The organism is Rossellomorea yichunensis (assembly GCF_032337515.1).
GTDB lineage: Bacteria > Bacillota > Bacilli > Bacillales > Bacillaceae_B > Rossellomorea > Rossellomorea yichunensis.
In genome coordinates, this window is sequence record NZ_JAVYAD010000001.1 from 753,778 (window position 1) to 765,731 (window position 11,954).

12 protein-coding genes and 1 tRNA gene are annotated in these 11,954 nt (G+C 38.9%); 10 read left to right on the forward strand and 3 right to left on the reverse strand.

Annotated elements, in window-relative coordinates:
* The first annotated feature begins 782 nt into the window (after positions 1-782).
* From RSX31_RS03720 to RSX31_RS03730, 3 genes are all read left to right on the forward strand, one after another.
* Positions 783-1,904 (forward strand): CamS family sex pheromone protein, encoded by a 1,122-nt coding sequence (locus RSX31_RS03720; RefSeq protein ID WP_148993692.1) that lies wholly within the window; start codon positions 783-785, stop codon positions 1,902-1,904.
* A 143-nt stretch (positions 1,905-2,047) separates the two neighbouring features.
* Complete coding sequence (locus RSX31_RS03725) at positions 2,048-3,796, forward strand: ABC transporter transmembrane domain-containing protein (RefSeq protein WP_315633352.1); 1,749 nt, start codon at positions 2,048-2,050, stop codon at positions 3,794-3,796.
* A gap of 3 nt (positions 3,797-3,799) precedes the next feature.
* Positions 3,800-5,605, forward strand: coding sequence for an ABC transporter ATP-binding protein (locus RSX31_RS03730; protein WP_315633354.1), 1,806 nt, complete (start codon positions 3,800-3,802; stop codon positions 5,603-5,605).
* Between the two features lie 90 nt (positions 5,606-5,695).
* Here the strand turns inward: RSX31_RS03730 and RSX31_RS03735 are convergent, their stop codons facing one another.
* Positions 5,696-5,872, reverse strand: coding sequence for an aspartyl-phosphate phosphatase Spo0E family protein (locus RSX31_RS03735; protein ID WP_148969234.1), 177 nt, complete (start codon positions 5,870-5,872; stop codon positions 5,696-5,698).
* 266 nt (positions 5,873-6,138) lie between these two features.
* Here RSX31_RS03735 and RSX31_RS03740 point away from each other — a divergent pair, with 266 nt between their 5' ends.
* From RSX31_RS03740 to RSX31_RS03755, 4 genes are all read left to right on the forward strand, one after another.
* A complete protein-coding gene (locus tag RSX31_RS03740) occupies positions 6,139-6,846 on the forward strand; it encodes a cytochrome c biogenesis CcdA family protein (protein WP_315633356.1) in 708 nt (235 codons plus the stop codon).
* A gap of 116 nt (positions 6,847-6,962) precedes the next feature.
* A complete protein-coding gene (locus tag RSX31_RS03745) occupies positions 6,963-7,322 on the forward strand; it encodes a response regulator (protein ID WP_148993695.1) in 360 nt (119 codons plus the stop codon).
* A gap of 122 nt (positions 7,323-7,444) precedes the next feature.
* Positions 7,445-7,924 carry a CcdC family protein gene (locus RSX31_RS03750; protein ID WP_315633358.1) on the forward strand — a complete coding sequence of 160 codons (480 nt, stop codon included), beginning with the start codon at positions 7,445-7,447 and terminating at the stop codon, positions 7,922-7,924.
* A 171-nt stretch (positions 7,925-8,095) separates the two neighbouring features.
* Positions 8,096-8,575: a site-2 protease family protein gene (locus tag RSX31_RS03755; protein ID WP_148969230.1), complete on the forward strand. Its 480-nt coding sequence runs from the start codon at positions 8,096-8,098 to the stop codon at positions 8,573-8,575.
* A gap of 145 nt (positions 8,576-8,720) precedes the next feature.
* On the opposite strand, the gene RSX31_RS03760 is transcribed toward RSX31_RS03755, so the two are convergent.
* On the reverse strand, positions 8,721-9,146 hold the full coding sequence (locus RSX31_RS03760; RefSeq protein ID WP_113968093.1) for a DUF2621 domain-containing protein: 426 nt from the start codon (positions 9,144-9,146) through the stop codon (positions 8,721-8,723).
* Between the two features lie 200 nt (positions 9,147-9,346).
* Here RSX31_RS03760 and RSX31_RS03765 point away from each other — a divergent pair, with 200 nt between their 5' ends.
* A complete protein-coding gene (locus RSX31_RS03765; protein ID WP_315633360.1) occupies positions 9,347-10,672 on the forward strand; it encodes an ATP-binding protein in 1,326 nt (441 codons plus the stop codon).
* 51 nt (positions 10,673-10,723) lie between these two features.
* On the opposite strand, the gene RSX31_RS03770 is transcribed toward RSX31_RS03765, so the two are convergent.
* Positions 10,724-10,820, reverse strand: a tRNA-Sec gene (locus tag RSX31_RS03770).
* Positions 10,821-11,124: 304 nt separating this feature from the next.
* Here RSX31_RS03770 and RSX31_RS03775 point away from each other — a divergent pair.
* On the forward strand, positions 11,125-11,652 hold the full coding sequence (locus RSX31_RS03775) for a hypothetical protein (protein ID WP_148993700.1): 528 nt from the start codon (positions 11,125-11,127) through the stop codon (positions 11,650-11,652).
* Positions 11,653-11,759: 107 nt separating this feature from the next.
* A complete protein-coding gene (locus tag RSX31_RS03780; protein WP_148969227.1) occupies positions 11,760-11,897 on the forward strand; it encodes a YvrJ family protein in 138 nt (45 codons plus the stop codon).
* The last annotated feature ends 57 nt before the right edge of the window (positions 11,898-11,954 follow it).

Here is an 11,954-nt window from a genome sequence, read left to right on the forward strand (position 1 = left end):
GCTTATAACCCGTTCTTTCGTAATGGCTCTTTTCGTATATTTTGTTGCAATTGTAGATGAGAAAGTAATAGTTGATTTCCGCTCCAGGAAGCTCGCTTTCCGCGGGGCTGGCGGTGAGCCTCCTCGGCTGCGCCTCCGGGGTCTCACCTGTCTAGCTACGGGGCTTAGGGGCTCGAGGTCATAAGCCAAGTCTGCCAAAAAGGCAAAGAGCGCCTTTCCGGCAGACTCGTCTTATGCTTGTCGCCCCTGGGCAAAGCCCCTCCGCTTTTCGTACTGTCCAGCTATTCCCGCAGGAGTCGAGCCTCCTTCCGCTCCAATCAACTTTCTGAACATGTATCCTCAACGGTAAACAATAAAAACAAAAATTTTAGCAAACCATCTCATTCAAGGTAAGTAGATATTGTTCTTTTTAAGAAAAAGAATTATTTTTTCTAGTTACATTGTTTTCTTGCACACCTTGAAGCTCTGTCATGAAAACTCTGTTAAAGATGGTGAGGGGAACTGCGCAGACTCCGGCGGATTTTGGGCGTGCCGAGACCCCGGAAGCGAAGCTGAGGAGGCTCGGCCGAACGTCCGCGGAAAGCGAAGCAGTTCCCCTCACCATCCAGCATAAACTGGTTGACAGAGCCCTTGCAGATTCTATACTAGAAAACAACAACCTTTGCGAAAAGAGCCTTAGCATTTAGGCTAAAATGATTATTTTAGTCAATTCATAAAAACTTAATGATTATCATTCAGATTGAAATTGAATTTATGATAGAATAAAGTCCGGAGGGAGTCATATGAAAAAATGGATGATTGCTTCACTGTCTCTCATGATTCTTGTTGCCGGCTGCAGCAATAAGCCTCAAGAAGTGATGGATGAAGAAACACTTGAAATTCAAAATAGTGCAGCTGGAGAAGCGCGCGAATATCTAAATTATAAAGTGAACAAAGAGAAGAAATCAATCAATCGTGGTCTCATTACGATGATGATTAATAATCGCAGTGATATGGATGAAATCGAGACTGGCCTCATGTCTTTATCCACCGAGCATTTTTCTCCAGAGGATTATGTATACCAGGAAGGTCAATATCTTAAGGATCTAAATTCATGGCTTGGAAGAAAGTCTAAATCAAATAAATTAGGGCTTAATCCTGCTCTGGAGATTAAGGATGATATGGGCTGGGAACAACAAATGGAGCTTGAAAAAAAGAATCCCATGTATCTCGCTTATATCCATGAACAGAACTACGTTGACTCAGAAGGTAAAATAAAAGGGATTTCCCTCGGTCTTGCTATGAATACCGTAGATTATATTCGAGTCGAAGATGAAAATAAGCTCATGCATTTTGATGAGGCAAAGATCGATGATCAACAGTTAGAAGAATACGGAAAAAAGATAGCCAACACCGTTGTCAGTAGGCTGAAAGCAAATAAGGAACTAAAAGATGTTCCTGTTCTGATATCCCTATACAAACTTCAACCATTGAATAGCGTAGTGTCAGGCAACTATATTACCTCAAGCTATGTTGACGAAAATGATAAGACTGCAAAAAAATGGAACGATGTAACGGATAAATATTATTACTTTCCTAGTGATGAAGGGGAAGAGAAAGATCGAGATTTACATAATCGGATACGTGATTTAGAAGATTATGTTTCGAAATATTTTTCACACCAGGATATTGAGTTTGTCGGAAAAGCCTTATACCAAAAAGACACCTTGAATAAACTCGTGATTGATGTACATACAGGGATGGTGAAAGAAACAGAACTAATAGGCTTTTCTCAGGCGATTGGCCCTGAAATTGTTGATTACTTCCCTCACACACCCGTTTACCTATATGTGAAAACACCGAAGGGTCTGAAAGCAACCATTGTAAAAGAAGTGGACCAGGAACCATTTGTTCAAATCCATTAGCATAAGATGAACAAAAAGAGCATCTCTTAAAACATTAAGAGGTGTTCTTTTTTGTGTATAAGTGTTATCAAAAAAAGATTTCTCATTTTTTTGAAGTTTGGTAAAATAAAGAGTCGATTTATTATAGATACGGGGGAGACAGAATGAGAGTCTTTTTAGATTTAAAGTGGTTTTTTCTGCAAGAGAAAAAGTCATATATCACAGGTACCATCCTGCTTTTATTTGTAGCATTTCTTCAATTGATCCCACCAAAGATTGTAGGGATCATTGTGGACAGTATTAAAGGGAACACATTGACCCGTCAAGACATGCTGAAGTGGATTCTTATCCTCATCACCACGGCTCTATCAATGTACGGCCTTCGGTTCGTATGGAGGATCATGATTTTTGGTTCGGCGACCAAACTTTCCCGCTTGCTCCGGAATCGTTTGTATCATCATTTTACCAAAATGTCGCCCTCCTTTTATCAAAAGAGAAGAGTCGGTGATTTGATGGCGCATGCCACAAATGATCTTCAAGCGATTCAACAAACCGCAGGAGTTGGAGTATTGACATTTGTAGACTCCATATCTACAGGAGGATTCGTGATACTGGCCATGGCTTTTACAATCAGCTGGAAGCTTACCCTTATTGCTTTGATCCCAATGCCGTTCATGGCTATGCTTACGAGTTATTATGGTACTCTTTTGCATAAACGCTTTCATAAAGCACAGGAAGCATTCTCATCCTTAAATGATAAAACACAGGAAAGTGTAACGGGGATCAAGGTTCTTAAGACGTTTGGACAAGAGAGAGAGGATATCGAATCATTTCGAAAGCAATCTGAAGATGTAGTGCAAAAGAATATAGCTGTTGCAAAAGTGGATTCCCTTTTCGATCCAACCATTTCAATAATAGTAGGAGTTTCTTTCTTTCTATCCATTGTATTTGGGTCAAGATTTGTCGTGAGTGGAGAACTGACAATAGGAGAATTAATCTCTTTTACTACCTACCTGGGACTTCTCATTTGGCCGATGCTCGCATTCGGATGGTTATTTAATATTGTAGAAAGAGGGCGTGCGTCTTACGACCGTGTCTCTCAGTTATTAAATGAAAGGGTAGATATTAAAGATCAAGAAGGAGTGCTGGGTCGAGTGCCTTCAGGAGATATAGAATACAAGATTGAGTCCTTTGCTTATCCAAATGAAGATGAGCATACTTTAGAGAATATTCAATTTTCCTTAAAGAAAGGTCAAACGATAGGGATCGTAGGAAAAACGGGAGCAGGTAAAACAACGCTCCTAAGATTATTACTAAGGGAGTTTGAAGGGTATAAGGGCGAAATAACGTTCGGCGGGGAAAAGATCCAGGATTATAAATTAACCCGTTTACGTGAAAGTATAGGATATGTGCCTCAGGATCATTTTCTTTTTTCAGCAACGATTCTTGAGAATATTGCTTTCACTCATCCACTTACCCCGAAAGAAAAAGTGGAAGAGGCGGCTGTACTTGCGCATATCCATGATGATATCATTCATTTCAGCGACGGATACGGTACTGTGGTGGGTGAAAGAGGTGTTTCGTTATCTGGTGGACAAAAGCAAAGGATCTCGATTGCGAGAGCACTGTTAATGAATCCAGAGGTACTCATACTTGACGACTCGTTGTCAGCTGTTGATGCAAAGACAGAGGAATCCATCTTGACATCATTAAAGGAAAATAGAGCCGGAAAAACGACCATGATCACGTCTCATCGATTAAGTGCGATTCAACATGCAGACTTAATCATCGTCCTTGAAGAAGGTAAGATCACGGAGAGAGGCAGTCATAGTGAACTGATGATGAAAAAAGGATGGTACAGGGAAATGTATCTGCGTCAACAGTTAGAAGAAATAGTGGAACATGGGGGATAAGTTATGGATACGATACCGACGTTAACGGCGAAAGAACAGCGAAACATATTTTTTCGTCTAATGAAATATACAAAGCCGCATAAGAAAACGATTTTATTTGCATTTTCATTATTACTTTTGACAACAATCGGCGATGTCTTTGGACCAATCATCATCAAGGTCTTTATAGACGATTATTTAACCCCAAGAGAATTTCCCTACGGTCCCCTTGTAGGATTGGGAGCGACCTATTTATTCATACAAATTGGAAACGTGTTGATCTCATACTTTCAATTATTGAAATTCCAGGAAATAGCACTAAAAATCATTCAGCAGCTCCGGGTGGATGTTTTTACTAAGGTACAGGGATTAGGAATGAAGTATTTCGATAAAACCCCGGCAGGAAGCATTGTCTCACGAGTGACGAATGATACGGAAGCGATTAAAGATATGTTTGTGAGTGTGCTGGTATCATTCATTCAGGGAGCATTCCTATTAACAGGCATCTTTATCGCCATGTTTGCACTCAATCCCCGTCTTGCCTTCTTTTGTTTATTCATATTGCCGGTCATATTTATGATTATGAATCTTTACCGCAAGTTTAGTGCTATCTTCTATCAGGATATGCGCGAGAGATTGAGTCAGCTTAATGCAAAGCTTAGTGAATCGCTTCAGGGAATGTCCATCATTCAAGTCTTCAGGCAGGAAAAAAGACTAAGAGAAGAATTCGGCAATATCAATGAAAAACATTATTTAGCAGGAATGAAAAATATTAAAGTTGATGGATTATTATTAAGACCCGCCATTGATCTGGTGTATGTAGCTGCCCTGATAGTTGTGTTAAGTTATTTTGGCGTGACATCATTCAATCAGACCATTGAAATAGGGGTATTATATGCCTTTGTAAATTATCTGGACCGTTTCTTTGAGCCTGTCAATCAAATCATGATGAGGCTATCCATGTTTCAGCAGGCCATCATTGCCTCTTCCCGTGTCTTTAAGCTGCTCGATGAAGATGAACTTTCACCTGCACAGAATGTGGAGAATCTTTCGAAAGGTACAATCATTGAAGGGAAAATAACGTTTGACAATGTTTCGTTCTCTTACGATGGGCAGAGAGATGTACTTAAGAATATTTCATTTACTGCAAGCCAGGGAGAAACAGTTGCTCTAGTAGGGCACACAGGAAGTGGTAAGAGCTCAATCATCAATTTACTCATGAGGTTCTATGAATTTGAACGTGGAAATATTCTAATAGACGGTCAAAACATTAAGTCTTATCCAGTAGAAGAGCTCCGAGAGAAAATGGGGCTTGTCCTGCAGGATCCATTTCTATTCTTCGGAACCATCAGAGATAATATTAAGCTTCATTCCGAAGAGATGACGGATAGAGAGGTGGAGGGAGCTGCCACATTCGTTCAAGCCAATACTTTTATAGAAAAACTACCTGAAGCATATGGGCAGCCAGTGGTTGAAAGGGGATCAACGTTTTCGAGTGGCCAAAGGCAATTAATCGCATTTGCGCGAACCATCGCAACCCGACCGAAAATCCTTGTCCTGGATGAAGCAACGGCCAACATCGATACAGAAACGGAAGAAGCCATTCAAGAGGCATTATCAAGAATGAGAAAAGGAAGAACAACGATTGCCATTGCTCACAGGCTTTCTACCATTCAAGATGCAGATCTGATCCTGGTCCTTCATAAAGGGGAGATTGTAGAGAGAGGAAGTCATCAGGAATTACTTGTTCAAAAAGGTATTTATCATAAAATGTATCTTCTACAAAATGGTTTAGTAGATGGCATGGAAGATACCGTAACTGGTTCTTAAACGTATAAAGGGCAGACCCTATAGATGAGGGGTCTGCCCTTTGTTGGTTAATATTTATATTAGAATAGTATAATTGTAATCAATAATGCCTTAGCTCATTTGAGGTGAGCATTTTTTTATGTATAGGGAGTTGTAGCTATTTAACAGACGATCAAGTTCCTGACTAAATTGAATAGCTTGAGGTGACGTGAGTCCATTTTCAGCAACAATATCAATTAATTGAGCACGCTTTTTTTCAATTCGTTGGAGAAGCTCTTTTTTAGACACGGCTGTTTCCTTTCTTTTGTATGTCCTTACAAACGGAATACAAAACTAGTAATAACTGTAACTTTTTATTAGTATAACGAAAATCGAACTGTTTTTCAAAACAAAATTATTGGTTTTTTTAAAAAGAAAAGAGAGTTTAACACATTTGAAAAAGTAAAATGTGCATGTAATATAATGGTCACAAATCTTTCACACAAACATTCCTCATAGAATCCGGGTTTGTTTGATAGAATAGAGATATATACTGAAATGTAGGAGTTGTAAAAATGTCTGATATTAATATTTTCTTAGCATTTGGGGCCGGTTTCCTAAGCTTCATCTCCCCATGCTGCCTTCCATTATATCCCGCTTTTCTTTCTTATATAACTGGAATGAGTGTAAATGAGCTCAAAACGGATAACGCAATGCTTCAAAGAAGAAGTTTATTACATACGTTATTTTTCTTAGTCGGTTTCTCGGCAATCTTTATCGCCATCGGTTTTGGTACTTCCCTTATCGGAAACTTCTTTTTAGATTATAAAGATCTCATTCGTCAGCTTGGAGCTATCTTCATTGTCATATTTGGATTGGTAGTCATCGGCGTCTTCACACCGGAAACATTGATGAAGGACCGTCGCATTGAATTCAAGAATAGACCGGCAGGCCTTTTTGGCTCCGTATTAATCGGAATGGCATTTGCTGCCGGCTGGACACCATGTACCGGGCCGATTCTTGCTTCCGTTCTGGCTCTTGCCGCCTCTAATCCAGGTTCTGGAGTCATGTATATGACAGCTTACGTATTAGGGTTTGCCATTCCGTTTTTCATTCTGTCATTCTTTATCGGAAGAATGCAATGGGTCAGAAAAAACAGTGGAAAGATTGTTAAGGTAGGAGGATATGTGATGATTGCGGTAGGGATCATGCTATTCTTTGATTGGATGACCGTCATTCTAGCTTACTTTACTTCTGTATTTGGAGGATTCACTGGGTTTTAAACCAAAATAATAGAATAGAATATACAGTTCATTACGTTTTATGGTATAGTTTAAATGGATGAATTAGGAAATAAGGTGCAATAGACATCGGTAGCGTATACGAGGAGGAAACATCTGTGGCAACGATACTTGTAGTGGATGATGCGAAATTTATGAGAATGACTCTTGGAAGCATGCTTTCCTCTGGCGGTCACGAAGTTGTAGGGGAAGCAGAGAATGGACTTATCGCAGTAGAAAAGTATCGTGAGATTCAGCCGGATCTGGTCACAATGGACATCACGATGCCTGAGCTGGATGGCATAGAAGCGGTTAGAAGAATTCTATCAGAGTTTCCCCAAGCTAAAGTAATCATGTGTTCTGCTATGGGTCAACAAAAGGTAGTGGTGGAAGCCATTGAAGCGGGAGCGAAGGACTTTATTGTGAAACCCTTTGACGAAGTGAGGGTAGAAGAAGCCATCAAAAGAGTATTAGGATGATAAAATCGAAAGAGAGATTAAAGCTCTATTTAATCTCTCTTTTTTGTGTTTTCGTTTTTATCAAACTTGGGCTATAATAGGGAAAGGTATGAAAGTAGAAAATAAAAGGATGATGATGGTTTATGATGATTGCTTCATCCATTGTTGCGATTTGCATGGGTTTTATGGTGATATTTATTAGAATGAAGGCTCAGAAAAAGCCTGTTAACAGCAAGAAGATTATCTTACCTCCTTTGTTTATGAGTACAGGTGCGTTAATGTTCTTATTTCCAGTTTTTCGAGTCACTTTAGGAGAGTTTCTAGAAGCGATTACCGTAGGAATGATCTTTTCTATATTGTTGATCAAGACTTCCAAGTTCGAAATTCGTGATAATGATATTTATTTAAAACGTTCTAAAGCGTTCGCATTTATTTTGATTGGACTCCTATTAATACGAATATTGGCCAAGTCCATTCTAAGTGCATCGATCGATTATGGTGAACTTAGTGGGATGTTTTGGATTCTTGCCTTTGGTATGATCGTTCCGTGGAGAATCACCATGTATCTTCAATATAGAAAGCTGCAACAAGAGCAACAAGATTTAACAACGAATTCAATTTAATTCAATGGGAAAAATAGCAGGGTGATTTCTATCACCCTGCTATTTTATTTGGGAATTTATTCACATGAGATTACGATTTCTTTACAAAGGAAACCAATATGCTTAGTGTTGAGGCAATTAGGGCAAAGAGAGAGATGAAGAAAATAACAAGAGATATTGGTGGGATAAGTATTGTTTACACTAGCAGATATTTGGACGTTTTTTCTGGCATTCTTTTTAACGCTGCCATTGGTCACCATCGTCCATGAAGCAGGTCATATCCTCGTTGCACGCATATTCGGTGCAAAGATAAAATTTTGTATTGGAACAGGTAAGCATTTAATGAGCATTGGTCCATTGGAAGTGAAGAGAATGTATTTTATGGAAGGTTGGTGTCAATATACAGAATTGAAGTATAACAAGGTGTGGGTTCATGTGCTTATTTATCTATCTGGAAGTTTATTTAACCTGATTGCGATTTTAGCCATTAACTTCCTAATATTTGAAGGAGTCATACCTGTTCACATCTTTTTCTATCAGTTTGTGTATTTCTCCGTTTATTTCATATTCTTTTCATTGTTTCCGTTTCGGAATGGGGAGGGGAAACCAAGTGATGGACAAGCGATACTTGACGTCATTCGATACGGTAAGGCAGAGGATCCCATTGATTAATCATATAAAAAAGGTAAACGACTATCGTTTACCTTTTTTTGCTTTCTTCCATTTATAAAAGAGAAATGCAGCACCTATAATAAAAATTAAATATAGCACAATCGGAATAATCAGTATCGATCCCATTCGCTTTCCTTCCTGTCACCTAGAATAAATGTTCGTAAGGGGTTACATCTATTTGCATTTCGTTCAGTTTTTTTCGAAGAAACTTATGATCCCGCTTCGGAGTCGCCAGGATATACCCTCTTATGACCAATTCCTGAGTAATGGAAGAGGCTCTTTCTTTTAAAGCCAATTCTCCAATTTTACCTGCAATTTTTTGTTTCGCTACGTCTCTAAATAATTCGGGTACGGGTGTGACCAACTCATTGAGCATTTTCTTTTCCTCATCACCCCATAAGTGGATGGTTTCATTCACATAATGTTCTTCCCAGTCCAAATCGGATTTTCCATCCTCTTTAGGAAATCTCTTTAAGAATTTCCTGAACATAAAGAATCCACCAATAGCAAATGAAGCCACTAAAAATACGACCCAAAACAGTATGAAATATAAGAACCAACCTTCAAGCATGCTTTCACCTCAATTTTTCAAAAAGCGTATGTATCGTATTCATTATAGACAAGGGAAAAGCTTGTGACAAGAATATCGTCGTTTTTACAAAAGAAGTCTATACTGTTCTTAATTAGAAATGATATACTAATAAATAACAAATATCGCGAAAATTCTTTCTATTTCGATTCTCGTGCTTGGATGGATAGGGGGCTCACAGGATGATATATAGAGGGAGAATAGTATCAGTGCTTATTGGACTTTTACTAGTCTTAACATGGGATTTTATTTATTACTTTGTTCTGCATTATCCAGTGGATTTGAAAGTGGATTTGGTGTTCACTCTATTGATTCTCTTTATCAGCTACTATATGGGGAAAAATTATGACACAAGCTATAAAACTCTCGCTGCCCTGCGAAAGAGTGAGGAGAGAGTGAAGCTTCTAAATGAAGAAATGCAGCATGTGCTTCAGAGTATCGATGAAGTTGTCTTTCATACCAATTCTAAGGGAGAGTTTCAATTTCTGAATCAATCCTGGGAAGACTACACTGGATATACGGTTAAAGAAAGTTTACATAAGAATGCACTTCATTTTATATCCCTGCATGAACGTCATGAAATACTTCGTATGGTCAGACAAAGTATAAGCATGAGGAGGGAAAAAATGAAAATGGACTTCTCTTATCAGAAGAGGGATGGGCAGTTTCGTTGGGGTGAAGTGAATGTAAAGTTAAACTACAATGAAAACGGTGAACTTCTTGGGACGGTGGGAACCATCTCAGACATTACCGAAAGAGTACATAATGAAGAAGAATTGATAGAAATGAATGAAACGTTAGCCATAGAATCTCAAAAGCTATCTGTCGCCGGGCAATTAGCAGCCGGAATTGCACATGAGGTACGTAATCCCCTTACGTCGATCAACGGTTTCTTACAGTTATTAAGAGATGATGCCGATGAGAAGACGAAGGAATACTTAGGGATTGTCTTTTCTGAAATCAAGAGGATTGAACTTGTGCTGAGCGAATTATTGATTCTCGCAAAGCCGCAATCCGTTACATATAGACGAATCAATATCATTGAGACCCTTGATCATGTTGCGAAATTATTAAATACGAATGCTATTTTATATAATATTGAAATCCAAACCGATTTCCATGAAAGGGAGCTTCATATTCGTGGGGATGAAAATCAGCTAAAACAAGTATTTATTAACTTACTTAAAAACGCCATAGAATCAATGCCTCATGGGGGAACGATTACGATTAGTGCAGACTTGTCCTCTTATAACAAGGTTCAATTAACCTTCAAAGATGAGGGAGTAGGCATGAAAAAAGAAACGCTGGATAAACTCGGGGAGCCTTTCTTCACAACGAAGACGAAAGGCACGGGTTTAGGCCTCACCATATGTCTGAGAATTCTTCGTGATCATGGAGCGGATATCAGGGTGCAAAGTGAGCAGGGAGAAGGTACCACCTTCCATATCATGTTTGAAGCTGTTCAAGCTTCAGAAAGAAAAAAGAGGGAAACCTTACAAAACCAATGAAATAAGAGCCCTTATAGAACGAATATAAGGGCTCTTTCATTTGTGAAGATATGGCGGGACTGCCTGGGAATCGAACCCAGCGGAGACGGCACGCGCCTCCCAAGAGGTTTTGAAGACCTAGGCATGCACCAGCTCTACAATCAGCCCCGAAAATAAGTATATATATGTTATACCATAGAAGAAAAACTTGTTCAAATGTTTTTAGAATCTATAGGTACCATTGTCCAGTGTAAAAAGTTTGATGAACAGATAGAACAATAGGCTGTATATTTAAAATATTTACAAGATTTAAACTTTGTAGAAATTAGAAAATTCTTCTTTACCAGTCGATTCTCCCCGTGATAAGATACTTTTTGCCGGCTTATCATAAATTGAAGAAAGCGATTTCCAATAGGAATTGCTAACCTTCTATACTTGAACATGTTGATTGAGACAGAGAGGGGAAAACAAGTATGAAAAAAGTATGGTTTTTAGGTCTGGGTCTATCTTTAGCACTGGTTGGATGCTCCGATTCAGGTTCTGACGAAGCTAAAAAAGAGGAAACAACAAATGCATCGGAAGAAAACGAAAATGTTGCTGGAGATTTAATGGATTTTTATTTGAATTTAACAACAACCGTCAATGGTGTTGATATTGACCTTAATGGATATGAAGAAGCGATTGCAGGAGAAGAGCCTCCTGCAGGAGAAGAGTTGGAGAAAATGAAGGAAGCTGCTGCTGCATCAGCAACTGAATCTGCTAAAGCGGTAGAAGGACTGCAGATCCCTGAAGGTCTTGGTGATCAAGAGGACGCGGTGGAATCATTCCGATCGACTTTGACAGAATCATATAATATGAAAGCTGAAGCACTCTCAAAAGAAGGCGAAACTGATTTAACGGCAGCCAATGAAAAATTAAACGAAGCAGAAAACCAAATCAAAGAAATTCTTGATGAGGCTGGCTTAGTTAGCTCCAGCTTAATCAGTGACTTAAACGGTTAATCAAAAAAGCGAATCCAGAAGCTTATGGATTCGCTTTTTTACTATAAACAATAACGTAACCTTTTTCTTATAAATTCCCTATATTAATTTCGAGAGGAGGGAATAGGATGGAGACCATTATCGCTTTTGTGTCTGAGGTGGGTTTTCCGATTGTTGTCACAATGTATCTCCTGTATCGTATTGAGACAAAGCTGGATGCCGTGATTACATCGATCCAAACACTGCCACAGCAGTTAAAAGAATAATTGAAGGATACCCCTCATTATTGAGGGGTATCCTTTCTTATTTCTTGAGGTTCACTT

Bases quoted from the DNA above. Each gene is read 5' to 3' on its own strand.
- RSX31_RS03750 (WP_315633358.1), top strand. From the start codon at position 7,445: ATGATGATTGCTTCATCCATTGTTGCGATTTGCATGGGTTTTATGGTG.
- RSX31_RS03740 (WP_315633356.1), top strand. From the start codon at position 6,139: ATGTCTGATATTAATATTTTCTTAGCATTTGGGGCCGGTTTCCTAAGC.
- RSX31_RS03765 (WP_315633360.1), top strand. From the start codon at position 9,347: ATGATATATAGAGGGAGAATAGTATCAGTGCTTATTGGACTTTTACTA.
- RSX31_RS03725 (WP_315633352.1), top strand. From the start codon at position 2,048: ATGAGAGTCTTTTTAGATTTAAAGTGGTTTTTTCTGCAAGAGAAAAAG.
- RSX31_RS03730 (WP_315633354.1), top strand. From the start codon at position 3,800: ATGGATACGATACCGACGTTAACGGCGAAAGAACAGCGAAACATATTT.
- RSX31_RS03760 (WP_113968093.1), bottom strand. From the start codon at position 9,146: ATGCTTGAAGGTTGGTTCTTATATTTCATACTGTTTTGGGTCGTATTT.
- RSX31_RS03780 (WP_148969227.1), top strand. From the start codon at position 11,760: ATGGAGACCATTATCGCTTTTGTGTCTGAGGTGGGTTTTCCGATTGTT.
- RSX31_RS03720 (WP_148993692.1), top strand. From the start codon at position 783: ATGAAAAAATGGATGATTGCTTCACTGTCTCTCATGATTCTTGTTGCC.
- RSX31_RS03775 (WP_148993700.1), top strand. From the start codon at position 11,125: ATGAAAAAAGTATGGTTTTTAGGTCTGGGTCTATCTTTAGCACTGGTT.